Source organism: Enterococcus sp. OL5 (assembly GCF_006491895.1).
Lineage (GTDB): Bacteria > Bacillota > Bacilli > Lactobacillales > Enterococcaceae > Enterococcus_D > Enterococcus_D innesii.
The window spans coordinates 18,497-41,312 of sequence record NZ_VHIL01000020.1; the positions used below are offsets into that span (position 1 = coordinate 18,497).

Consider the following 22,816-nt stretch of genomic DNA (forward strand, 5'->3'; position numbering starts at 1 on the left):
CTTCCTCCTTATGCATTAAGCCGTTGATACAAATCTGGTAAAGAAACCGCAAGTTCGACCTGCAAGCTCGTTTTCCCAACCCCGATTTGATGGTTGTTTACTGTAGTATCTCCTAGTAAAGCAAATGCCGCTGTTCCATCTATGCGGATTCCTGTCTCTGGAGAAGGAGATGTGGTTAAAGAGCCCTCTTTGGTTAATGTAAGTACTTGTTCGTTTGACGCAATAAATGGGTCTGCTACCCACTGTGCCCCCGACCAATGGGCAAGTCTTAGCCGAGGCGTTCCGTAACACTCTATTTCTAAGGTAACTTTTTGAAACATCCCACGTAAAATAGCAACGTCTTCTCTCTCAATTCCTGTAAACCAATAAGGATAGCGACGCCGTATCTCCTCTAAAATATTCCATTGAAAGGAAACAAACGCCTCATTTGATCTATGACCAACAACTGTAACGAATTCGTCATCAGATCCATTCAACTTCCTGTAGTCAGTTTGACTAAATTCCTCTGATCGAGCATTTTGTCCTGGATTCGGAAGCACGCTTAAAGAGCTATTCCCAAACACGACACGATGTGGATTCTCAACCACACTCGCTGGTACTTTTCCTACAAAGGTCATCTCTTGATTATGAACAATTGGTTTTCCTAAAATTAAAGAACCTAATTCTTGGTTCACCTCTGTAAGTGTCACTGGGTCAATGTCATTGATTTTTTCTTCAATGTCTCGTAATCGTCGATCAACCATCTGATCAATTTCTTTCATCTTGTCGGTCACGATTTGATCAAAATCAAGGGCTTCGACCTGGCGTTCGATATCTTCCAATTGTGTCTGGATCTCTCTCAATCGATCCCACGCAGGTTCCTGCACAAGGTCATTGACTTGTCTGGTTAAGTCTTGCGTCGCACGATCAAACTCTTCTTGAAGTTTTCGTACCAGCTCGTTGTATTCCGTTAAAATGGATTCCGCTTCTGGCGCGGTCATGTCAACCGTTCCCAGTACTTGAAGAGAGAAATCGTTGGTACTTCTTCTTACAGTTCCTCGAACGATTGAAAAGTGTGCTAATCGAAAAGGCCCCGTCGAAGAAAAGCTTCGTTCAGAAAACGAATAACGAAACGTACCTTCACGCAATTGTGCGGCAGTTGCGCTAATTCCTCCAGAATCAATTATCCGAGCACCGCTTGCAGTCATCCCCTCAAATTGCAAAGTATGCCCCGTCAAATCAATCACCGTGCCGTTTTGCGTCAGGTGAATCTCCACCTCGGGTGACTGTTTGTCTCCTATCCGTCCGTATAGTATCGGATTCGGGGGCAGTAATTCGGCATCTTGTTTGGATAAATCAAATTTTAATGTGATCATGTGACATCCTCCATTCCTAGTTTTTCCTCTAATCGTCGTAGCCGTAGTTCTTGTGCTTCGATAATAGAAATAAGCTCTTGATTTGTTTTAGTATTCAAGTTCACTTGCTTGTTCATATCAATTTTTAAATAGTGATCCCCAGGCGCTTGTTTTGCAAGAAACGATGAATATTGGGCCACTAAGCCAAATTGTTCCCCTTCAGGTAATAAGTGGTCCTCATTCTTCAAGTAATCACGTTTGTATTCAAAATCGACAAAGTTGAGTTGCTTTGTTTCTTCGATTCCCTTTACTTCTGTTTGGCGAATATGTTCTTTCAACCGAATATCAGACACATTCAAAATACTGAATCCATTCATGTTTAAAGGAGAGTAGAAATTTAGTCCCACATTGTTATTCACTTGAAAATTATCGCTATTTGGCACAATGGCTCGTGAGAGCTGCGCCCGTCGAATCGTCCCATAACTCGTACTATTTAACCCCGTCCCCATTTCCAGATTTGAGACGTGAACTGCATCGCTTCCTGGGGCAACCATCAAACGCCTCGTATAATTCCCTTGACCATCGCCGACAGAAAGACCTAGCATCGTACCAGGTTCCGCACTAAGCGTGATCCCTTGTCGATTCGTCTGTGTATCTTGTGTACGGTGAAATTGCCCGAGAACAGTTTGACCATTCGTGTGGAAGAACCGCAACCTCGACCCATCCAGATCCATAAACCGCAGATTGTTCATAAACGAAGACAACATTCCCGCCTGTAATAAGACCCGGGAATTCGACCCAGTAGTCTCAAAACTACTTCCGGTAATGGCCACCCCAATAATCTGAATGGCACGCAGTGTACCAGTGGTAATTCGATCTGCCACAATGGCGCCATTATTGGTCATTGCCAACTCATAGGTGCCATTGAATCCTGTTCGACTAAACCCAAGACCACCAATGTTCCACCGCCACACATTTCGGGCGGTATTGATGTCAGTGGTATCTAAGATCAAGAGTTCTTGTGGATCCTTAATGGACGGATAAATCACCACATGCCCTTTTCCTGGATTGGTTAAAATATCCGTGGCTTCTCGCTGGGCCTGTCTGACCCAATCGATTTCTTGCTGGATTTGGTCGCGATCTTTTTGTTGGTCACGAATTGGCGTGCTTAAATTGCTTCTGGCATCTCCAAGCTCAATCGTTCGGTATTCTTCTTTGCGGACGTCCCATACCGTTTTGATCACTTTGGCGGTGGCTTGGATGTCCAATTGATTAAACGCTACTGTGACTGTGTCACACAGCTCTACTTCTTCTAAGCGTTGGATTTGCGTATCATCCACACTTTTTGCCAGGTCCGCATAAGAAACTTTTAGATTCACCCGCGGTACACCCACTTGATTATTGATCACAAATTGTTCTGCTAGTGTGCGCAATTCATCCACGCTTTGTGGTTCTCGGTCACTAAAATCAACCATCTGCGCCAACACACTGGGGTACTGATCAACATGCTTGCTGTGGACGTAGAGCTCAGGCAATGTCAATACTCGTTCTTCCTCATCGATTGTGACCTTGGCATAAGGGTAAACTGAGGTATAGGTGGTCTCAATGCTTTTTTCTTGTGTAAGATTTGTCAGGTTCTTCCCATAAGCAATCACGACCCCAGACTCTCTTCCAGCATTGGTCATCAATCGGATGTTCCAGTTATCAAAAACATATTCCCCACCAAAGTTCTGGAGAATTGAGCCTTGTTTGCCTCCCAAGGCTTCTAAGGCCTGTTCAAAGTGCCCAATCTCTGAGAAATCAATCGAGGCTTGCGTCCCGACATCACTAAACACTGTAAAGGGACGTCTTGGCGCCAAAAGGTTCATCCATTGATTCAAGGCTAGCTGTGCGGTAATCCCTGTAAAACGTGCCCCGGGCTGAAGGATCGTTTTTCGGGCAATACCCACAATGTGCTCCGCAAAGATCTGCACCTTGCCGTCTTTCGGCTTCGTGATCGCGGTGATTTCAAAGCGTTGGCTTTTCGATCGTAAGTTAGGGCCGACAGCACACACAACGAGACAGCCTGTTTTTATTGCTGAAAAGAGCGGGCCATTGACGGGGTACGTAAAGGTCAATTCTGGCGTCTCATTACGCCCCCGACTAGCCAATACGTATTTTGCGTCCAGTAATGGGCCAATGCCCAGTGTGGTGAAATCAGTCGCACTTGGCGGGTATAAAATAGCTTCACTCATAAGGCGATCGCCCTCCATCTTGGGGTAATTTGTACATTGGTCAGTTGGGTAGTAAATCGAATCGTGTTGTCTCCTGGCTCCAAGACCGGCGGTCGATAGCCATCTGTTTGAACAAAGACTTGATTGGAAATATTGACCTGCCCCTCTCGATAGGCAATCCCTTTCTCACTGTCTAAGGTGATCAGACCCGCACCAATTGTTCGGGCAAAGCGATACTGTCGACCGTTAACAGTCAAAGTACCATCTGCGGTCCCACTAAATCGAAAGGTAATGATCGGTAGCGCAGGCTCACTCTCAGGATTTGTCAAAACCTGCCCATCGGTAACAGCTCTTGACAAATCCCCATCTAAGCGATACATAACCGGCTTACATCGAAACGGCAACGACGTATCAACCCAAGAGGCTGTTTCATTGGTCGTTTGAAACCCACCATGACAAATGGCTTCGTAATAATAATTTGGGTTTGTTGATAGAATCAATTTCGTGTACCCTCTTGGGGTTCGTAGCCAACGAATGATTTGGCGTAATTGTTGTGGCAAGGTTTGGTCCGCTTGCTTTTCAATTTCAATCGGTATCTGTTTATGAATGTCTCGCATCCGCTCTTCACTGTAAGGGATTGCCCCTTGTCTACCAGCGATCTCTTCAAACTGCAGGACCTCTTCGGGTACTGTATAATCCAAGCCCTCTAAAAGTCGTATGTGGTAGCGCAAAGAGCTGACGCCATTCCAGATAAACTGTGGTTCTTGAGTCAATTGAGGTCCCTCCTTAAGGCACGTTGTGTTTCTAGCGCAAGTTGTTCCCCTAGCTCTTCAAGCTCTTCTCGGTCTCCTGAAACACTCACATCATGCATATGAATGGTTACTTGTGGCGAGTGGTGCACCGTTTGATTGTTTTCAATCACCTGTGACGAAGATCCTGCAAGGGTCATCCCCCCACTTCCTGAAAATGCGAGTTGTTCGGCATTGATTCTTGGTAAAACCAATTGGTTGCCTAAGGATTCGATCGAATCGAGCGCCAAGTGTTTGAATCGTTCGATTCCTTCACCAATCCCAGCAGGTATCCAGCGCCCGACATCCAGTTCCATCACCTTTGAAGGCGAGTTGATTCTGAGTGCCCGCTGCATGGTACGTGCAACATTATTGGCGATTGTGTTTGCGGTAGCCATCACACGATTCGAGCCAGCCACCAAACCGTTGTTTAATCCGATCATGGCATTTTGCCCTATCATCTGAAAACTGTTTGGCAAAGACTGCATCGATTGGACAATTTGTTGTGCGCCTCTGTTCATGACTTGTGCAGATTGTCGAGAACCTGCTTCAAACTCTCGGGTCAAAATCGCCATCGCGGCTTGTGCCATACGTGGCAATGGCTGTAACGCTCGATCCACTTGTCTAGTCGTATCCGTAAAGGAACGAACAAAATTGTGCCCGCCAGTGTCTGCTTCTCGAACCATTTGATTGGTCATCTGAGAAACGGAAGCGATAACTTGCGGACGTCCCGTGTCAATCCCACTAGAAATCCCAGCAGTCATCTCACGACCGATCGTTGTAGCCATTTTTTGGCTAGACAGCTCTCGCTCCATCACTCGCTGCATCTCTCTAACTAAGGTCGTCAATGCACGAACAGGCGCATCTTTTGAGCGGGTAATCCCTTGGGCTAAACCTTCGGTAATATTGCCGCCGTATTTCCGATACAATCCTGAAGGAGAATTGATTTGATTGACCGACCGAAAAGATTTGTTTACCTGTTCCGCCATGTTTTTCGTAGCTTTTTCGACACCTGGGGTTGATTTGTCAATGCCGATTTCTAGCCCTTGGCCAAGACTGGTGCCAAAGGGCTCAAACCGATTAGGATCCATTTCTTTTTCAAAAACTTCTTGAGGGACACCAGACAATTCGGCTGCACTTGCCTCAACGGCAGCTTTGCTTCGGTCAATCCCCTCGACATAGCCCTTTCCAGGTGTTTCCCCGTGTGTCGCAAAAACATCCTGGTCGATCACTTCGCCAAACAGCCTCTCAGGTGTTTCAGCTAGTTCTCGTGACGCATCACCAACAGATTCAATCCCCGCCAAGATGCCATCTGACGTTCCTTTGGCAAGCGGATCCATGACCTTCGAATAGTCCGTTTCAGCAATTGTTTCTTCAATCACTTGCCCAGGGACTTGCGCAACATTTTCTGCCGCTTCAGCGACTTGTTCTTCGCCTTCTTCTAGCCCTTTGGCAACTTCATCAACCGGATATTTTCCCCACTGGGCGAAATCACGTCCTTCAAATTCCGTTCGTAAGGAGATCTCTGCCTTTTCAGGAATCAAAGCAAGCTTTTCAGCAACAACATCTGTTTCCTCATCAGCGATCTGCGCTGTACTTCTCAGGGCTTGTTCTGTTGTTGATGCCATCGCATCGTTTAATTTTTTGAGTTCTTCATCTGTCGCATTGACGAGTAAAGCAGCTTGTTTTGCACCTGCAGGTCCCATTTTCTCAAGCTGCATAATAAGTCCGTCATCAACGCCGCGCTCTGCCAATTTTGCAACATTTGTTGACCAGTCATCCATCGCTTGCGCATTTTTCTTGAGGTTATCGACCATCTTGTCAAGGCTGATCGCCTCATTTTGTTCAATAGTCTCAAAGGCATTCGTCGATTGCTCAACCAGCTTTTTGTACATCTCATTCATCGAGTTGAGGGATTCTTTTTGAGAATCAGATAAATGATTGTACGAATCAATCATCAGTCGGTTTGCTTCAGTTGTAGTTGCGGCAACTTGTTCCCTTAAAGCCATCTCATCGGCGTAAAGGCCTTCTTTTTCTGCCTGATTGTTTTTTAATAGTTCTTGTAGTTCTTCTTCTTTGGCAGATAACGCTTCAGAAGCTTCTTTCACAGCTTTCTTGCCATCTACCCCAGAAACCGCCGCATCATACTCGATCATGGCGCGTTCTTTAGCCACTTCTTTTAATTTTGCTTCGATTTCTGCCGATTCTTGGCTCAGTTGATTTTGGCGCTCCGACAAGCGACTAACCTCATCCATGCCCTTCGAGGCTTCGATCCGCTTATTGATCTCTTCGGTCGTTGCACTTAGAAGCCCGGTTTCCTCATCGTAAGTGAGGTTCAGCCCAGCAACAGAGCTGTTCAACTCCTCGACAGTGTCCATCATCATTTGCTTGTCTGCCGCAGATTGGTTTTCTGCTTCAGAAAGTCGCTGTAATTCAGCTGCTAGATCTTTGTTTCTTTCTGTGTTTGACTCAATGACTTTGGCTTGTGCTTCAAATTCTTTGGTGCTTGACTCAGTGGATTTTCCGACACTTTCCAAATCATCGGTCAAGTTGTCTAACTCACTAGCTAACTCTTTGGCTGATTTTCGGCTATCATTCCATTTTTTCGCTAACCATACAGCACCTGCAGCCAGCCCTGTTAATATCCCGCCAATTGGATTAATTACTATCTTCAGTGCGGTTTTCGCGGCGGTCAGTCCAGCTACTGCCAAGGTATAGGCCTTTGTCCCTGCGGCTGATCCTGCTAGGACTGCCTTTGAGGCGGCAACCTTACTCATATGAGCCGTTTCTGCAGCTGACGCGGTTTTCGTCACTGCAGTAGCGGCGGTTTTCGCACCTGTTAGGGTTTTGATTGAGGTGATAAACCCTCGTGTATAGAGTTCTGCTTTTTTAACGAGCATATACCCAGTGATTCCAGCTGTTAACGCAATAATCGCCCCATTGGCAATTGGAGAAACTTGTGTTAGACCAACAATTCCGCCCACCAATGTATCGACAGCCGAAACAACCGGAGGAATCACACCAGCGACTCCATTCAGTGCACCTTCGAAAGTTTTCCCAAATCCTTGAACATTTTCCTTCATTGATCCAAAACGTGTCTCGGCAAATGCGTCATCCATTGCAGTAATGATATTCGCAGTTCCACGGCTTGTGGCAGTCGCCATATTGGCAAACGACCCTGCCCAGGTATCTCCGGCTTGTTGCGCCATGCCTGAAACTGAGGTAAATTCATTCCCACCTTCTCGTAAGGCATGTTCAACCGTATCAAAGAATTCATTGGCACTGATTTCACCATCGCGTAAGGCATTGCGAATCGTTTGCATGCTCATACTCGTTGCATCTTCATAGATCTTCCAAGGATCAACCCCACGTCGGACCATTCGATCCATTTGTGCCATGTTCACGGTACCGGTAGCTCGCATTTGAATCATGGCATCCATCACGTTGTCCATTGTTTCTGCAGAACCATTCCCATACATGGCGACTGCATCTCCCCAGATTTGATAACTCTTAGTCGATTGTTCCAGTGAGCCGTTTTGCAAAACTAGCCGTTGAACAGTTTGAGCGGCACTATCCAGCATGTAGTTCGTCCCAACTACGACATCTCGGACACCTTCCATCCCTGTAGCGGCTTCCTCGGAACTTCCGGTTAAACGGGTCATCGTGTTTTCAAAGTTATTTAAGGTATCAATACGGCTGAAAGCTCCGTCCAATGATCCTTTAGCCATGGATAGAGCCGTTGTGGCACCTTTGGTGATCAACATAGCGGCACTTAATTTACCAACCGTGCCCGTCAGGAGATTTGCCTTGGGTTCAGGCTGTTGGAAGGAGGCCGTGAGCTTACTACTGGTTTGTTCTGCCGCATCCCCCAGACTACCTAAATCCTTCTTCATGATCGCTACTGCATCGGCAATTGCTCGGGCGCCGTCTTTACCCGCTACTTCTAAATGCCGAGATAAGCCGTTACCTGCAGTCGTTGCCGCAAGCTCCACCTCAGGCACCATTTTTGCGGCTGATTTCTTGATCACGTCCATGGATGTTGTGGCTTGTTTTGCGCCTATAACAAATGGCTCACTAATTGAGCCACCTAATCCAGGCAAAGCGAGCTCGACAGCGCCGGTCATATTGGAAACGGATTTCACAATACTTTCAGAAGCGGAGCTTGCATCTTTGGCACCAGCTAGAAAAGAATCACCAATGCTTCTCCCCATAGCTGGTGTTGAAGACTCAACAGATGAAACGAGACTTGCGACAGATTTGACCACGCTGTCGTTTGACTGGCTGGCACTCTTGGCGCCTGACTCAAAGGATTCCCCCATGATCCGCCCTGATTTGACTAACTCGGTGCTTGTGGTAGCGGTCAGGGCAACGATGCCTTTAGTGATACTATCCGTTGCTTGATTGGCTCCTTTGGCACCAGCATCGAAGTTATCACTAATCGACTTTCCCGCTTTTGCGGTGGCAGATTCGGTGGTTTTGCCTAGATCTGCCACCGTCTTATCCACAGAATCCACCGCTTTATTCGCATCTTTGGCACCCGCTTCTGAATTTCGCCCCATGTCTTTTCCGACTTTTTTCATGACCTCATCGGCGTTTCGACCCAAATGGGCAAATCCTTTTTCAACCGCATCAATTTCTCTGGTCACGTGTTGACCATTGACGATAATATCAATCGTTACTCGTCCATCAGTTCTGCTCATCTTTTTCACCTTCTCCCGGCAGTGCGTAATATTCTTTGGCTTTTTCTAATTCTTTCTTGGCTTCTTTGGCATGTTTACCTTTAGGTAAGGGCCGTTTACGAATATCAATGATGCCTTTGAACAAGGTATCTTCTGGTAACCCATTAAACAAAGCAATGAATTTTTCCCAGCGTAATTTCCCGTGTTCTTCCATCAAATCAATACCGTACGCTTGATAAAAACCGGCATAGATGTAATCCGCATCGTGTAAAAAAGAAAAATGCTCGAGGCCTTTTTGAAGCTTCGGCTTTAATTCATTTCCCTCCATGTCGTACCTTGGTTTAGGCTCTTTCCACAGCTCAAAAGTCTTTAGTAGCGTAGAAAAAATCTCATACTGGGTATCAAAGTCCAATAAGAACGACACACCCAATAGGAGATTCAATCCTAAGATGACTTTTTCAGGCTCCGATAGCTCCAGGTCTTTCAATACATCGAAGAGGCGCAAAACAACATCAAAAGACAAGTGAAGCGGATACGTTTGCCCATCGATCTCCACGGTTTCTTCTAAACGATAGTGGAGTTTCATTGGCTTACCCTTTTAAATAGGCATCAAAACGATTTTGTAAATTCTCTAAACTCTGATAACCCCGATTATTGAATTCTTCGGAAATAGCCCCGCAAATTTCTACATAGTATTCACTGATCAAGTTGTGGTCTGGGGTAAGCGCGAATAGCTTTTTAAATGCCTCTGCACCTAACAACTCATCCAAAACCTCTTCTAATGCTTTTTGGCATTGTTTATCGGAGGTTTCTGCCTTGATCGTGCCTTTTTGAAATTTCTCGATACTTTTTGTTGTTTTGGCCGCGTAGCCCTCAATGATTTTGAAAAACCGATCTTTTCCTTCTTCTGTCACGTCCACATGAAAGGTGTGCTCCCCAATCTCAATGGGTAGCTTGGTTGACTTTACTGCGATTTTTACCATCCTAGTTTCCTCCAATACGATTTTGTTTGCTATAATTCCCAGTGAAGGGAGGTGAATCTAATGGATCTAGAAAAGCTAATAAAAGATAAGGCAAATGAAATTATCGCCACTCAAGGAGCCGCGATAACTTGTCCTTCTTGCGAATCATCTATCAATATTCGTTCTACCGACGAGTACTGCCCGATTTGCAAGCAACGTTTTGATACAACTGAGTTTCGCCTAAAATGATTTCTGGTCGAAAAGAAGCCAATTCTTGCGCCAAGGTGTTGGCTTCTTTCAATAATTCGACATAGCGCTCCGCTTTCTTGATTGCTTCGTCCATTCCTTCCAATTCAATACCTATCGCTAATGCTGTTCGTTTTTCCAACTTAATTTCCTCCAATTCATTTGTATGTAAAAAGAGGCGCCGAAGCACCTCTTACTTAGTGGTATTCTTTGTCTCTGCAGCTTTTGCCAGAGTCGCTCCTGGGGTACTCTCTTCTGGGATATGGTCATAGCGCACCTTAAATTCAAGGGATTCTAAATCATCTGCTTCTCCATCTGCGACCTTAATCTCAGAGACGGTCGCATGGCCTTCCCATTGCTTCTTCATGTCTGAACGAATCACCCGGTACCAGACTTTCCGACCACCCGTCGTTTTCAATCGAATCGAATCAATGTATTCGTGTACTGGAATATCCGGGTTGAAATCTCCTGCAAACGAATAAGCCCATGAAATGGCGGTAATGGCATTCGTACGCTCACCATCTAAATAATTCCGTTCCTGACTCGTTTCTTCAGTTCCATCAGTAATACTGGTCAAACCCGCTGCAACTTTCATCCAATCACTTTCTTTTGGTTTGGTGTTCGCATCCACGAACGGGGCAATAAAATGTTGACTGTCAACGTTTGTGCGCATCATATTCTGTCACTCTCCTAATTTTTTTTGATATATAATTTCGCCTGGATCACCAGACGGTAATACAAATAGTTCTGCTTGTCTTTTCCTGCAAAGAACGGTTCATTGACGATCGTCAGACCCATGAACTGATAAGAATTATTTTTCGAGGGTAAATCCTCGACTTCTTCCAACATCTCTGCCAACTCACTCATGGTTCGATCACCAAAGTCGTCTTCTGTTTTAAAGACAAATTCAAACGGTAATTCTTTGATCGCATCCCCATTGCGATATTTTCGAATCGTTCGCCCACCGGCTTGTGAGGACAAGCGAATGGATTCGGTTTGATCAAGAGTGTAAATAATAATCGGTACGTCCATGGCATCTGCCACTTCTTTTAGACGATCAATAAAATCCATTACAATCTCGCTCCCTTCTTAAATGCCTGTAGCCAATCGTTGATGAAAATAGGTTTAGAGGCTTCATCCCAATAAGGACCAGTGCCCGGTGTGGTGTAATTGACAAAGGGAATCCAAGCGCCAGTGACGTGGTTTGTACGTCCACCGTAGTACTGAGGTCCCGCATAAGGACCATCCCACACCAATTGATCACCAAGGCCTGACACATACCCACTATCTCGCAAATGCGTGGTATCTTCTGGCACGTGATTCTCATTCATTGTCTGAAGCATTCGGTTGGCCATATTGAACCGTCCACGATTGAAATTCTCTTCACTGCATTTTTCATACACGCCAGATAGGTCGATCTCAATCTTGATCCCTGCCATCAAACCACCTCCAACTGATACCCAAAAGGATGGTCTGTGTCGGATTCCAATGGGATCACCTTTGAAATGGTGGACATCTTTTCTTTGAAAAGTACTTTGTGGCCAACTTCAAAGGCTGGCATGTCGGGGTTGTATTTTCTCAAAACGGTAATCAAGGCATTCGGGATCTCAACTTTTCCATCCAGATCACTGGGAGAAAAACTCACTGCGAAATCGACACGCACATGTGGCAAGGTCTGCGGTTCCCCAAATAGTGGATTCCCTCGCTCATTGCGTCCAATGACGCTCTCATAATCGATCGAATGTGGAAAATACTTTTTCTTTGGCACCCGTAGCTTCATCTGCGCACCCCACGATACAAGAGCCCTGTGCCAGATAAAGCAACCATGGAATCATGGCATAGGATACTGGCTTCTTTCGTTTGACCTGAGGCGCTTCTAGCGCTTGTGGTGACACTCATTCGACCAATGGACCAACTGTCTGGCTCTTGCATGCCGTAAGTGGTGGTGGCTTCAGCTTCTTCCATGTATTCGATCTGATAAGCAATAGCCAGTTTGAACGCATCCCGCCGCATCGGAAGGTCAGATGTTAGCTCATTGCGCTGATAAAACCTTCTGGTATGGACATCAAACAGCGAACTCGCTTTTCGCAACAGCTTTTTGAATTCTTTTTCTGTCAGTTGTGTGTCTTCATCCACCAGCTGCTTGTATTCATCTAGCGTCAAATACGGTTGTTTCTCTTGCATCATCCTCACCTCCATGAAAAAAAGAGAGTGGTTATTCACTCTCTTTTAACAACTCAATTAATTCTGGTTTCTTGGCAGCTGATGGGTACTCAATGCCAAGCTGATCCAACTCAGCTTTAAGCTCATCAACCTTCATGTCATCGATGTCGATAGTCTTACCATTTACGTCAGGATTCCCCGGTTCTTCCGGGGTTAGGCTTTTGGGTCATCATAAGAGATATAGATTGCTGGACGTGCTTTCTTAAGTACCAAGCAATCGTAATAATCCAACCCTTTGATGGTGTCACGATAACCGCCACGATCCTGGTCAGCAGGGACCAAATCAATCGTATTGTACTTCTCGATTGGCTTAGCAACGGTAATAGGTGTCATAATGAAGTTAACATGCTTGTCTTCATCGACCTGCAGCCGATTCTTAGCAACCTTTTGGATGATGATATTCGTGCCGTCGAGCATTTCAACACGTCGATCGATACCGTTGAATTGAACAGTATTGGTAGTAAAAGTCTTAGAGACACCATCTGCATTCTTCAATGCTTTGTATGCATCACTAGACATAAACGCCACAAATTGACCAATGACTTCTGTATCAGTCATGTACGCCTCAGCATCATCAAAACTATCTAAAATGTTAGATTTAGTGATTGTTTCTTTGACCGTTTTTCCTTTGTAAACATTGTCAGAATTATCAAATCCGGCTTCAAGTAAACGAGCAACAGCGGTTTGATCTTTCTCAGGAATCGTAACCAATCGGGTGTGTTCTTCAATGACAGCACCTACTTGATACGCCGCATTTTCCGATTGATCCAAACGATCCATATCGTAGCCCATCCAGCGTTCCTTTTCCAATTTTAAAGTTGATTTCTCAACTGAGATATTGTTCCGTTCGTTCTCTTTATTCCGCTTATAATCAGCAGCAGTAAATCCTTGCATTTCATTTACACGTACTTCATGAGTTCCCACAAAATCCTCTTCTGTGATATCTTTTGCCCCTTGCGTCAATACTTCCCATACTTGCGACTCGGCAGCAAATTCCTTGTCGATTTTCGCTAAATCTTTACTGTCTAAAATTACTGGCATTTAAACCACTCTCCTATTTATTTTTTGTTTTTGCGATATTCTCGGCTAGATTATCTTTCCAGCTTTTTTCTTTAGGTGGTTCGCCACCACCTGTATTCCCAGCAGCAACAAATTGCTTTTTCTTTGGCTGCGGTGTAGGATCATTCGTTTGAAACAAATATCCTTCATCTTTTTTCAATGCAGCTACTTTATCATTTAGTCCCTTGACACCTTCGTCAGTCATTTCCAACTCATCCGCCTTCAATAAAGCTTTCACAGCTGTAATATTCTTAGCCCCAGCTTGCGTTAAAGCTAATTCGATCGCAGCGTTCTTACGATCTGCTAGTCGTTCAGCTGTCACGGTTTCTAACTGATTTTTATAGTCATCAATTTGCTTTTGCAAATCTTCATTGCCACTGTTCGATGCTTTTAACTGCTCAACAAGCGCATTTGCGGCAGTCAAATCCTCGTTTACTGTTTTCAGTTTTTGAGACTTGTCGTTAAAATCAGCTTTCGGCACAGCATTCTTTGGAAACTCTGACCTGATTTCCTTCGTTGCCCCGTCTATATCAAACTTCCCATCCTCTCCGACGTGTTTTGTTAAAATTTCTTTGATCCATTCCATGACTCATTCTCCGTTCCTTTTTATTCTGGTTGGTGCCAGTTAGAGTGTGAGATATACCGCTCACTCGGTAGAAGGAACAGTTTTACGTCTTATTCAGGACAAAATAAAAAGCCTAGCATGCTAGACTATTAAACAAACCCAATTCCTCAAAACCCCAATACTCTTCTAATTCATCTTCATCCATTTGCAAACTCCTTCACCTATCCGGCGGCTTCTTTTCGTACTTCATAGCAAGTCCCATTTGATAAAACGCGAGCAAGATTTCAGATAGCTTCAATGTAGTTTTATCCTTCATTGTGTCACCCCTTCTATTTTTGTGCGAAATAAAAAGCCGTTAGCATAAGCTAGCGACTTCATTTGTATATTTCTTTTCTGTGACCTATTTTCAAAACTAAGATGGTTATTTCTTCTTTTGAAACATCTGCCAATATTCGATAGTTTCCAACTCTGTACCGCCAAAGGCCACTTTTATCTGCAGTTAATCCTTTCCCATGTTGATAGGGATCTTCACAACCAACAAGATTTTTTTCAATCCAATTAAGAATAATTTTGGCTTGGAATTTGTCCATTTTCTTCAGGGCCTTTTGAGCTTCCTTTTCGTATCTAACATTAAATCTCATAGACTACAGACCCAGTTCCTTCATCATTTGTTCATGTGAGATACTTTCGTCTTTCTTTTTGTGCTCTTCCATCAATTCCCGATATGTTTGGTAATCAACGAGATCCTCTGCAGCCTTGATGGCTTGTTGGCGAACAAAATCCGATAATGAAACATTCTCAAACTCAGAAATCTTTTCTAAAAATTCTTTTTCTTCCTCGGAAACTCTAAATGTGATTGTAGACATGTTCTCCCTCCCCTTGTAATAACTATGTCTTACACATATAGTAACACGTTTGTATTACAAAAACAAGGCTGCCTTACATCAAATATTTCAACCCCCAAAGTGATTTCTGCTATGAATAAACTTGTTCTCTTGAATAATCACGACGTAACAAGCGGTCATACTCATTGATAAATACTCGCAGTGCTCCTTGACGGCGTCTGATCAGCTGCTTGAAGTGCTGGATATCGTCTTTGTTGTTGATTGTCGTTGCAGCATTCAATTGCCTCTTGGCACGACGAATAGCGACTTCCATACGGCGTTGCTTGGCAACTAAGTCCGCATTGTCAATCGCTTCTTTGGGATCGTACTGCTTCATATGAACATCTAAATCGGGATCATAAATTTGAATGTACAATCGATGTCGACAATTAATACCTTGGGTCCCATCAGGTTCGCCGTATCCATGATCATAGATCGATGCAATATGCCGTAATTCTTCCGGTGCATCCTCTGTTCGAACAAGTAGCACCCATCCCCCTTGAATATGCGCGCAGTTTGGTCTCGCAGCCATATGGCTACTCATTAAAGCAGTGACGATGCCATGCTCTAACCCTAGCTTAAGACGTAAATCCTGATAGACTCGGTGTGTGGTGGATTTCAAAACCATTCTGACGTAACGCTCAATGCTCCATTCACGACCTGCCTTGTCAATAAAGGTCGTCATCACCCCTTTTTCCACCATCGCATAGATCGATTCTCTAAGTGCCTGCTTTGGCGTTTTGGCACCGCCTATGATTTTAGCCACTGTATCGTTGAGAACTTGCTGATACATCTTAGCTAGTGGATTGTCAGGGTAATTGGTGTCGATCAGCGTTTGATTGACATGGTTGTCGAGATCACGCCACTGTTGGTTGAAATATGACTCCATCACATTATCGATTTCAGTCCTTGGAGGCGGTTCTTTTCCTGTTTGCTTAGACAAATTTTTGTCCAGATCAGAAACGACTTCAAAACCCATGTCCACGACGATCTTACGTAGTTGATCATAAGAATACTGACTTGTTTCGTTTACCAGCTGCTGCAGCGATTGCTGATTTAACAAATTTAATTGCTGTATCTTCTCAATCTTCCACCGGAATGCGTTGTCTTCTGTGAGCGGCGTTCTTGTCGACATGTTTAACTGGCGGATAAGCATCTTCATGATTTCATCTTCCATCGCCATATAAGCATCTTGGACGTAAGAAGCCTCAATCTCTAATTGCTTTGGCGTAATTGTCATTCAATCACTCCTCTAAGTCTTCGTATCCAGAATCACGTATTTTCCCAGTAGTTTCATCGACCACATCCAACTGAGCTTGAATATAGATTTTTCTTGCAACGTTTTCTGGCACTTTCATTATCTTCGAAATAGCTAACCATCCAGGGATCAATCCATCATTTTTCAATTCACGATAGTAATCTGATTCGGATTTCTTATCCAAAAAGATTCCGTCGTCAAAGTTAACGCCAATTTCCTCGCGATTAGGAGATTCACCACTAAACAAAGGTTTGTCATCAATTTCAGTTGCTCGACCAAGCTCACAAAGGGCAAGTACAACATCACGAATAAACTCTTCAAGTTCAGTTGTTTGCTGGTTCCTCGATTGATACGTTTGCGAGTTTTCACTTATTACCTCAGTTGCGGTCTTGTTGGTTGATCGGATGCCTTGACCATCAAAGACGAAAGTGCCAGTTGATAGACCGACCTCCATTTCTAAAAGCCGTAAGCGATGATTGATCGCCCCGATATATTGTTCCGTTCGAATATCTTGAGTTAGATCAGTGATTTTAAATTCATCAGGATTAGTGCCGGGGACAATTACATAGAAATCATCATCTTTATCAAAAGTTAATCTAATTTCGCCAGTACCTTTATCTGGAACGCCGTTCAGCATAGATTCAGGAAAGGCCGCTCTTCTCTTCCCAACGTCAATTTCATGATCAAATGCATTCAAAGCTGTGTTTAGTCGATCAAGTGTCTGTTTGCAGTTATCGTAAACACCAACACCCAGTGGCGAATAAGGGTGGATATTGTTAAAGCCTGCGGTTTTAAAATAAGAGAAAATAGGTCGTTCAATCTCTTCCCCTCGCCTCGATGGATCCAACTCGGCATATTGATCCAAAGTGTCCAAAGACACTTGCCTTCCTAGAACATGATGCTTCTCACTTTCATAAAGTTCATTGAGCACCCAATACTCTCCGTCAATCCACTCATGAAACTCGAGAAGTGTGTAAAAAAATGTTTTAGATCCTTCAGTTTTAATAGTTTTGAATGCGATCGCACACTGACTGATTTTATTAGTACTACTCTCTAATGGAAAGAATGCATCGGGAAGCGCCCAAGAGAACTCTATTTTTCCTGATTGGTCATTAAAATAAGGTCGTACTACTAAACCGCCAAGTGCCATCGCTGGCTCAAGGTACTTGCTAAGATTTCGTTTGAAGTCATTCTGTTGAAATACAGATTGTATCCACGTACTGGCTTCATCATATTTGTTAGATTTTTCATCTTTTCCAATCGTAATCTCTGCCTGTTCATTGAACATTACCTTCGCATACTCAGAAGCAACTTTACGGGCCATGTTGATATTCGCTTTTGCACGTTTATCTGAATCACAATGTGCGTATCCTTGGTAATAGAGCAAGCTATTTTGAATACGATCATACTCTTCACGACTCATTTGAATCTTGGGATGATCTAAAATACTCTGTAGCTCTTTTTTTGCGCCTATCGTAACCGCCCCCTTTCCAAAAACTCTTTTTAATTTCTGCCAAAACGACACTCGATCACCTCCAAGCTATAAAACATAGCGTTTCGTAAAGTAATTAATTGCATACCGACATTCATCAAGGGCGTGGTTATTTTTGTCAACTGGGTAGCCGTTATCATTACGAACGTACATTCCTAGTTCTTTGATGAAATAATAATGCCCATAGTTGCCTTCATGATCGAAAAGAAAAAAGCGTCCTTTTGACAAGGCGCTTTGCATTCGCTCAATACCTATTTCAATTTTAGTGCCGTTGCTGGCTACTTTATCTTTTGAGTTGTTATCTGCTTTTGTTGTGATAATTCCCAAAACACGCAACTCCTCACTTAATGACTTACATGCTGGATCGACAAAGAACTTAGAGTACTTTGGCAACCATGACCACTCTTTATAACACCATTCCATAAATTGCTTTATTTCTTTAGCATATTCACTCATCGCTTTCGTAACGCCACTATCAGCGCCGCTATGATAAAAGTTGGACATACGGTAGAGATAATACTTTCCATCTTTCCATGTAACGAGATTTAACGAACAGGTTGTCGCATCGCTTTGACCGCCATCGGCACTGAAGAACGCTTCTACCGGTTTGCCAAGAATTTCTTTTGTCATATGGGCATCTTCGTTAAACATTGAATAGATCACGCCTCGGGCATCACACGATCACCCAGCCAGTCACGTTTGTATAGATACTCCGAGACTTTACACTCCGCTTCCCATTCTTTTAAAGCTTTTTTAGTTAGGATGGGATTGTCATGCGGCCTCCAGTGTCGGAATTTAAATGATCCTGTTTCAATAAACGGTTTCAGCGTTTCAAGATTTGGATGATTTGGAGCCGGTGGGTTTTGTTCTGCAAGGTGGTACCGAAAGCTAGAAGCCTTGGTCCGACGAAAAGCTTCTTCGATAACCGCCTTATTTAAAAGATTAAACTCTAAAAAAGTGACCGTACCAAAAGACATTCCAGTGATAGCACCGACAGCATTCACTTTCCCGCCACCTTTGTAATAGATCCGCTTTTCTCCTGTCGGAAGATTGATCCATAAGTGGTCACCATGCTCATCGTGTCGAATCTCAGCACAGCTGGCAAAAATATGTTCAAGTCCAAATCCTTCACAATCCATAAACATTCGGTAAGCTTGTTCTTGGTTATAAGCGAGTACAAGATGATTGGTATCGGGGTGTCCTGCGTAAATTAATGCCATTTTTTGTGCATCTGACATGGTCTTACCAGAACGAATCGTACCCTCGTTCAGTTCCATCCGAATCCCTTTGAGTGATTGGAAAATATTCTCTTGTTGCTTAGTCGATAATTTCAACTGATTCATTGGTGTCATTCTCCTCATCTACTTCTATTGGACCAATAAGCGCCTGGCCAATATCAATAAGGCCTTGTACTTTACTTTGCTCACCTTGTTTAAGTACCAGTTTAGCAGCTTTGTTTTCAAGGATATCTGCTTCAAAGATCATCTTCCGTTTTTGTTCTTCCAATAATGCAGCTTTTCCACCTGATAATGACAAATCGTTCAGTTGCTTGATGGATTTTGTCAGCTGGTTACTGATACGTGTCAATGCCTCCTCAATAGCTAAGATATTATCTATTTTGCGAAACTGCTTCCTTGATACTTGCACATCCTTTAGAATCTCTCGCTTAATAGTAACGACTTTACCGTCAACAACTGTCGGCTCTTTGACCTTTCGTAACTGCTGCAATCTTTCAATTTCTTCCTGATTAAGACCATCCTCAGCATCTTTAATTCGTTGCATCATTCGACGTTGTCTAATTTTCAACAACTTGATTTCTTCAGACAAAACAAAAAAAGGATCATCACTCAAGCTTGAGTAAATTTCCTTTTCTTCATCGGATAGAAAATCCTCAAAAATGGTTTCAAACTCTCCAGTTTTCAACGCATTTTTGTTTCGTTCAGGCGGTGATGCATTCTTGTTACCTTTATTACCAACAGCGTTTTGATTGCCTAGTGGAGCCCCATGGTTGTTCGGAGTACTCCCTTTATTGTTTGGAGTACTCCGTTCATTTAATTGGAGTACTCCATTAAGTTTTCGGCTCCATTTGTCTTTTGATTTCCACGAACCAACTGTTTTTTCAGACACATTCAATTGCTGCGCTATCTCTCTGTTCTTTATGTCCCCGTTGGCTTTCCTGAATATTTCAAATGCTTCATCGCGCCTAGGGTCTCTTTTTCTAGGCATTCAATGCTCACCACCTCGCAGTCACTCTTAATTGAGTTTCGTTTTTCTATTTTTCAATTTGCTTTAGCATTAAGTCCGTTTCTATGAGTACTTTCAGATCGCTGATTGAATTTAGCTTTATTTCACCAGATTGTAAGTTATTGAGCCACTTTCCTAAAGCAACCCGAATTATTTTTTTATACTCATCGATTGATTCTTGTTCTTCTAAAGCCTTTTGCATCAGATATTCCATTTCACGATCTTGTGTTCCCATTGTTTTGGCACCCCGCATTTGTTAGAATGCTAAAAGATACAGAGGGTATCGAAAGACCACGCGTGGGCATTCTCTGTATCTTCGGGGAGCGATCCTCGTGGAAAGGGTCGGTGTTAGCGCACCGGCCTCTTTTTTATTAGTAAGCTCCTTTCAAATGACTTCGTTGCAAGTTCCCAAAAGTGAGCTTTATAACCTAGTTTATTAAAACTGCAGTTTTTCCGGTAGCTTTCTCCCATCGGTCTATGATCACATCACAAAAAATCGGATCAAGCTCCATTGTGTAGCACGTTCGCTGCAATTGATCGCAAGTCATTAACGTACTTCCGGATCCTCCAAAGAGATCCACAACTATATCTTGACGTTTCGAGCTATTTCTCACCGGAATTGCAATGAGAGATAGCGGCTTCTGTGTTGGATGATAATACTTCATGGCGTCGTCCTTAGCGATCTGCCAAACACTCACATCAGGAATATCTTGAATCAAGTCATCTTTCCAGACCGTAGTTTGTTTTCGATCCCCATACCATTCAGGTGCCTGTTTCCGCTTGTAAGCATAAAACACTGGTTCGTGCTGCCAACGATACTGACTCCAGCCAAAGGTAGCGTTGTTTTTAACCCAAATGCATTGTGCTCGTACATCGATCTCTGCAGCATTCATCGCATTTTCAAACTCACGCTGATACGAAGACCCATGAAAGACATAAATTGCCGCTTGATCATGCATCAGTTTCGCGTAATTCAGAAAGATTTGCTCTAAAAACCCTACAAAATCATCGTGAACCATATCATCATTGAGAATTTCACCTCGACCAGAATTCATTAGTTCTTCATTGCTAGACTTTACAGCAACATTATATGGCGGATCCGTTACAACTAAATCCGCCTTATTTCCTTGCATTAGGCGATCAACATCAGTTTGATCTGTCGAGTCACCGCAAAGCAAAAAATGATTGCCTAATTGCCACAGTTGGCCACGCTTTGTTTTAGGTTCCGGATGATCTTCAATGTATTGGTTTACGTCAAAGTCATCTTCAACAATTGGTTGATCAATGTCTTCTTGGTAATTAAAAGCAGTAATTAAATCTTCGACTTCTTCATAATCGAAACCGGTTAAAGCGATCTCTTCTTTTCCGAGTTCTTTTAAGATAAGGGCTAACTTCTCTTCATCCCAACTGCCAGAAATCTTATTGAGAGCCAAATTGAGGGCTTTTTCCTTCTCAAGATGTAAATCTACGATCGATACCTCTATCTCCTCAAATAGACCCAAATCTCGAGCCACAGCGACGCGCTGGTGACCTCCTACGAGGTTGCCAGTCTGTATGTTAAAGATCGGTGGATCCACAAATCCAAATTCTAAGATGGACTGCTTCAATTTCTCGTACTCTTCCATACCCGGTTTTAATTCAATTCTAGGATTATAATCAGCAGCTTTCAGATCAACTAGTTTCATTTTTGATATATTCATAGTTTCCTCCCAAAATAAAAAAGCCTCTGATTTAAGAGACTTTTATAGAAATCCTTTCACATAAATGCCAATGGAATCGTTCAAATTAATGCCAAACTTTTTTTCGAAGTTTTGATAAGCTTTCATTTTAATGTCGTGACTTTTAGCATTTGCAATACAGTCGTAAGCTTTTCTCCACTCTGGATTATTTTTGATTTTAGTAGCCAATTGTAATGCGTTCATTTGATCAAATCCCTTCGTTTATGTTGGTAACATGTTAACTCTGATAAGCAGATCATGTGTTAAAAGGATTGATTAGTATCTTATGAATTTGATGTGAGATAAAAAAAATTGAAAATTATGTTATACTAAAATCAGCAGAAGAACCTTTCATGATGAATGCACTAAATACAAATCAACCTGCCTAACCACCGAGTTCCTAGCTCTCGGTGGTTATTTTTTCACCATATACTTCATAGGTTTGATGAAAGATTTTCGATTTGCATGGATAAAGTTCATCCGCAACACCTTTAATAATATAATTCCCCGAGGTATTCTTCATATATCCCTCTAGAGTTCTAATATAATATGTATCGATTGATGTGTCGTAGATATGCCCTTCATCACAAGTAAATTCTTTTATTTATTTCATGTTTGTATTTGGAGATACCATTGCTTTAACAACTACTTGCTGCTTTCGAAATTTCATTGATTAGCAATCTGACTGATTTTAAACTGCTCCATTTTTATTTCAACCTAAACTAAACCCCAAATCAAACTAACTTTTATCGTCGCCACAGACTATCTATTCATTCTTTATGAGTATGAGTGACTGATATCCTGTATAAATTTATTGATTTTCTTTTTAATAACTTTCATTTTTGGTATAATTCTTTATTATATGGGGGTGTTATTTTGGCAAATCTGATTGATAAAAAAGAACGAAATTTATTAATGTATAGTAACTACATTAAAAATTCAAATAATTTGAATAGTTTAATAACTATTCTTATCAAAAACGAAACCATTGATTACCGTTCCTTAAAAAACAATAATGAATTACTTCAATTAATTATTAACAATAAAAATCTTTGGTTAGATATGTCCCGAGCTGAATGGAAACTTCGTAAAATCCAACCTAAAATTACAAATAAATCGGATGATAAAAAACATGGAAAAATGTTCTTTAT

General features: G+C 42.8%; 24 protein-coding genes and 1 pseudogene. 1 reads left to right on the plus strand and 24 read right to left on the minus strand.

What is annotated here, in order from left to right; translation table 11 throughout:
- Positions 1–8 precede the first annotated feature (8 nt).
- The 24 genes and pseudogenes from FJU10_RS17135 to FJU10_RS17250 all read right to left on the minus strand — a co-directional run bounded on the left by FJU10_RS17135 (position 9) and on the right by FJU10_RS17250 (position 21,869).
- Positions 9–1,355 (minus strand): BppU family phage baseplate upper protein, encoded by a 1,347-nt coding sequence (locus FJU10_RS17135; RefSeq protein ID WP_140966499.1) that lies wholly within the window; start codon positions 1,353–1,355, stop codon positions 9–11.
- The gene (locus FJU10_RS17140) at positions 1,352–3,568 is read right to left on the minus strand and encodes a phage tail spike protein (RefSeq protein ID WP_140966500.1); all 2,217 of its coding nucleotides are present in this window, start codon (positions 3,566–3,568) and stop codon (positions 1,352–1,354) included. The genes FJU10_RS17135 and FJU10_RS17140 overlap by 4 nt, the downstream gene beginning before the upstream one ends.
- Positions 3,565–4,320 (minus strand): distal tail protein Dit, encoded by a 756-nt coding sequence (locus FJU10_RS17145; RefSeq protein ID WP_140966501.1) that lies wholly within the window; start codon positions 4,318–4,320, stop codon positions 3,565–3,567. The genes FJU10_RS17140 and FJU10_RS17145 overlap by 4 nt, the downstream gene beginning before the upstream one ends.
- Entirely contained in the window at positions 4,317–9,035 is a 4,719-nt protein-coding gene (locus FJU10_RS17150; protein WP_140966502.1) for a tape measure protein, read from the minus strand. The genes FJU10_RS17145 and FJU10_RS17150 overlap by 4 nt, the downstream gene beginning before the upstream one ends.
- On the minus strand, positions 9,022–9,600 hold the full coding sequence (locus FJU10_RS17155) for a Gp15 family bacteriophage protein (RefSeq protein ID WP_140966503.1): 579 nt from the start codon (positions 9,598–9,600) through the stop codon (positions 9,022–9,024). The genes FJU10_RS17150 and FJU10_RS17155 overlap by 14 nt, the downstream gene beginning before the upstream one ends.
- A gap of 4 nt (positions 9,601–9,604) precedes the next feature.
- Positions 9,605–9,997: a hypothetical protein gene (locus FJU10_RS17160; RefSeq protein ID WP_189372386.1), complete on the minus strand. Its 393-nt coding sequence runs from the start codon at positions 9,995–9,997 to the stop codon at positions 9,605–9,607.
- A gap of 163 nt (positions 9,998–10,160) precedes the next feature.
- A complete protein-coding gene (locus tag FJU10_RS17165; RefSeq protein ID WP_140966504.1) occupies positions 10,161–10,364 on the minus strand; it encodes a hypothetical protein in 204 nt (67 codons plus the stop codon).
- 51 nt (positions 10,365–10,415) lie between these two features.
- Positions 10,416–10,898 (minus strand): phage tail tube protein, encoded by a 483-nt coding sequence (locus FJU10_RS17170; protein WP_140966505.1) that lies wholly within the window; start codon positions 10,896–10,898, stop codon positions 10,416–10,418.
- Between the two features lie 14 nt (positions 10,899–10,912).
- Entirely contained in the window at positions 10,913–11,293 is a 381-nt protein-coding gene (locus FJU10_RS17175; RefSeq protein ID WP_140966506.1) for a minor capsid protein, read from the minus strand.
- On the minus strand, positions 11,293–11,661 hold the full coding sequence (locus FJU10_RS17180) for a minor capsid protein (protein WP_140966507.1): 369 nt from the start codon (positions 11,659–11,661) through the stop codon (positions 11,293–11,295). Before FJU10_RS17180 ends, FJU10_RS17175 begins: the two co-directional genes overlap by 1 nt.
- Positions 11,661–12,002 (minus strand): putative minor capsid protein, encoded by a 342-nt coding sequence (locus FJU10_RS17185; protein ID WP_140966508.1) that lies wholly within the window; start codon positions 12,000–12,002, stop codon positions 11,661–11,663. The genes FJU10_RS17180 and FJU10_RS17185 overlap by 1 nt, the downstream gene beginning before the upstream one ends.
- Positions 11,999–12,406, minus strand: a complete 408-nt coding sequence (locus tag FJU10_RS17190) for a hypothetical protein (protein WP_223273123.1) — start codon at positions 12,404–12,406, stop codon at positions 11,999–12,001. The genes FJU10_RS17185 and FJU10_RS17190 overlap by 4 nt, the downstream gene beginning before the upstream one ends.
- Positions 12,407–12,437: 31 nt before the next feature.
- Positions 12,438–12,542 (minus strand): HeH/LEM domain-containing protein, encoded by a 105-nt coding sequence (locus tag FJU10_RS17195; RefSeq protein ID WP_140966509.1) that lies wholly within the window; start codon positions 12,540–12,542, stop codon positions 12,438–12,440.
- Positions 12,543–12,598: 56 nt separating this feature from the next.
- Positions 12,599–13,486: a capsid protein gene (locus FJU10_RS17200; RefSeq protein WP_140966510.1), complete on the minus strand. Its 888-nt coding sequence runs from the start codon at positions 13,484–13,486 to the stop codon at positions 12,599–12,601.
- A 13-nt stretch (positions 13,487–13,499) separates the two neighbouring features.
- On the minus strand, positions 13,500–14,090 hold the full coding sequence (locus tag FJU10_RS17205) for a phage scaffolding protein (RefSeq protein WP_140966511.1): 591 nt from the start codon (positions 14,088–14,090) through the stop codon (positions 13,500–13,502).
- Positions 14,091–14,443: 353 nt separating this feature from the next.
- Positions 14,444–14,710, minus strand: coding sequence for a type II toxin-antitoxin system RelE family toxin (locus tag FJU10_RS17210; RefSeq protein WP_140966512.1), 267 nt, complete (start codon positions 14,708–14,710; stop codon positions 14,444–14,446).
- Between the two features lie 3 nt (positions 14,711–14,713).
- Complete coding sequence (gene relB / locus FJU10_RS17215) at positions 14,714–14,935, minus strand: type II toxin-antitoxin system RelB family antitoxin (protein WP_140966513.1); 222 nt, start codon at positions 14,933–14,935, stop codon at positions 14,714–14,716.
- 109 nt (positions 14,936–15,044) lie between these two features.
- Positions 15,045–16,193: a phage minor capsid protein gene (locus FJU10_RS17220; protein ID WP_140966514.1), complete on the minus strand. Its 1,149-nt coding sequence runs from the start codon at positions 16,191–16,193 to the stop codon at positions 15,045–15,047.
- A gap of 4 nt (positions 16,194–16,197) precedes the next feature.
- Positions 16,198–17,736, minus strand: coding sequence for a phage portal protein (locus FJU10_RS17225; protein WP_140966515.1), 1,539 nt, complete (start codon positions 17,734–17,736; stop codon positions 16,198–16,200).
- Between the two features lie 15 nt (positions 17,737–17,751).
- Positions 17,752–19,046 (minus strand): annotated as a pseudogene (locus FJU10_RS17230) (PBSX family phage terminase large subunit).
- Positions 19,021–19,929: a phage terminase small subunit gene (terS, locus tag FJU10_RS17235; protein ID WP_140966516.1), complete on the minus strand. Its 909-nt coding sequence runs from the start codon at positions 19,927–19,929 to the stop codon at positions 19,021–19,023. Before terS ends, FJU10_RS17230 begins: the two are co-directional and overlap by 26 nt.
- 46 nt (positions 19,930–19,975) lie before the next feature.
- A complete protein-coding gene (locus FJU10_RS17240; RefSeq protein WP_140966517.1) occupies positions 19,976–20,182 on the minus strand; it encodes a hypothetical protein in 207 nt (68 codons plus the stop codon).
- A 193-nt stretch (positions 20,183–20,375) separates the two neighbouring features.
- Positions 20,376–21,647, minus strand: coding sequence for a site-specific DNA-methyltransferase (locus FJU10_RS17245; RefSeq protein ID WP_140966518.1), 1,272 nt, complete (start codon positions 21,645–21,647; stop codon positions 20,376–20,378).
- A gap of 42 nt (positions 21,648–21,689) precedes the next feature.
- Positions 21,690–21,869 carry a hypothetical protein gene (locus tag FJU10_RS17250; RefSeq protein WP_140966519.1) on the minus strand — a complete coding sequence of 60 codons (180 nt, stop codon included), beginning with the start codon at positions 21,867–21,869 and terminating at the stop codon, positions 21,690–21,692.
- Between the two features lie 672 nt (positions 21,870–22,541).
- Here FJU10_RS17250 and FJU10_RS17255 point away from each other — a divergent pair.
- Positions 22,542–22,816: hypothetical protein (locus FJU10_RS17255; protein ID WP_140966520.1), on the plus strand; the 275-nt coding region annotated here is incomplete at its 3' end.

Coding starts and splice junctions, on each gene's coding strand:
- FJU10_RS17240 (WP_140966517.1), bottom strand. CDS start 20,182: ATGGGAACACAAGATCGTGAAATGGAATATCTGATGCAAAAGGCTTTA.
- FJU10_RS17245 (WP_140966518.1), bottom strand. CDS start 21,647: ATGAATATATCAAAAATGAAACTAGTTGATCTGAAAGCTGCTGATTAT.
- FJU10_RS17200 (WP_140966510.1), bottom strand. CDS start 13,486: ATGCCAGTAATTTTAGACAGTAAAGATTTAGCGAAAATCGACAAGGAA.
- FJU10_RS17180 (WP_140966507.1), bottom strand. CDS start 11,661: ATGGCAGGGATCAAGATTGAGATCGACCTATCTGGCGTGTATGAAAAA.
- FJU10_RS17140 (WP_140966500.1), bottom strand. CDS start 3,568: ATGAGTGAAGCTATTTTATACCCGCCAAGTGCGACTGATTTCACCACA.
- FJU10_RS17190 (WP_223273123.1), bottom strand. CDS start 12,406: ATGCAAGAGAAACAACCGTATTTGACGCTAGATGAATACAAGCAGCTG.
- FJU10_RS17250 (WP_140966519.1), bottom strand. CDS start 21,869: ATGAACGCATTACAATTGGCTACTAAAATCAAAAATAATCCAGAGTGG.
- FJU10_RS17155 (WP_140966503.1), bottom strand. CDS start 9,600: ATGAAACTCCACTATCGTTTAGAAGAAACCGTGGAGATCGATGGGCAA.
- terS (WP_140966516.1), bottom strand. CDS start 19,929: ATGCCTAGAAAAAGAGACCCTAGGCGCGATGAAGCATTTGAAATATTC.
- FJU10_RS17175 (WP_140966506.1), bottom strand. CDS start 11,293: ATGGATTTTATTGATCGTCTAAAAGAAGTGGCAGATGCCATGGACGTA.
- FJU10_RS17210 (WP_140966512.1), bottom strand. CDS start 14,710: ATGAGATTTAATGTTAGATACGAAAAGGAAGCTCAAAAGGCCCTGAAG.
- relB (WP_140966513.1), bottom strand. CDS start 14,935: ATGTCTACAATCACATTTAGAGTTTCCGAGGAAGAAAAAGAATTTTTA.
- FJU10_RS17195 (WP_140966509.1), bottom strand. CDS start 12,542: ATGAAGGTTGATGAGCTTAAAGCTGAGTTGGATCAGCTTGGCATTGAG.
- FJU10_RS17220 (WP_140966514.1), bottom strand. CDS start 16,193: ATGACAATTACGCCAAAGCAATTAGAGATTGAGGCTTCTTACGTCCAA.
- FJU10_RS17185 (WP_140966508.1), bottom strand. CDS start 12,002: ATGAAGCTACGGGTGCCAAAGAAAAAGTATTTTCCACATTCGATCGAT.
- FJU10_RS17150 (WP_140966502.1), bottom strand. CDS start 9,035: ATGAGCAGAACTGATGGACGAGTAACGATTGATATTATCGTCAATGGT.
- FJU10_RS17170 (WP_140966505.1), bottom strand. CDS start 10,898: ATGATGCGCACAAACGTTGACAGTCAACATTTTATTGCCCCGTTCGTG.
- FJU10_RS17205 (WP_140966511.1), bottom strand. CDS start 14,090: ATGGAATGGATCAAAGAAATTTTAACAAAACACGTCGGAGAGGATGGG.
- FJU10_RS17135 (WP_140966499.1), bottom strand. CDS start 1,355: ATGATCACATTAAAATTTGATTTATCCAAACAAGATGCCGAATTACTG.
- FJU10_RS17160 (WP_189372386.1), bottom strand. CDS start 9,997: ATGGTAAAAATCGCAGTAAAGTCAACCAAGCTACCCATTGAGATTGGG.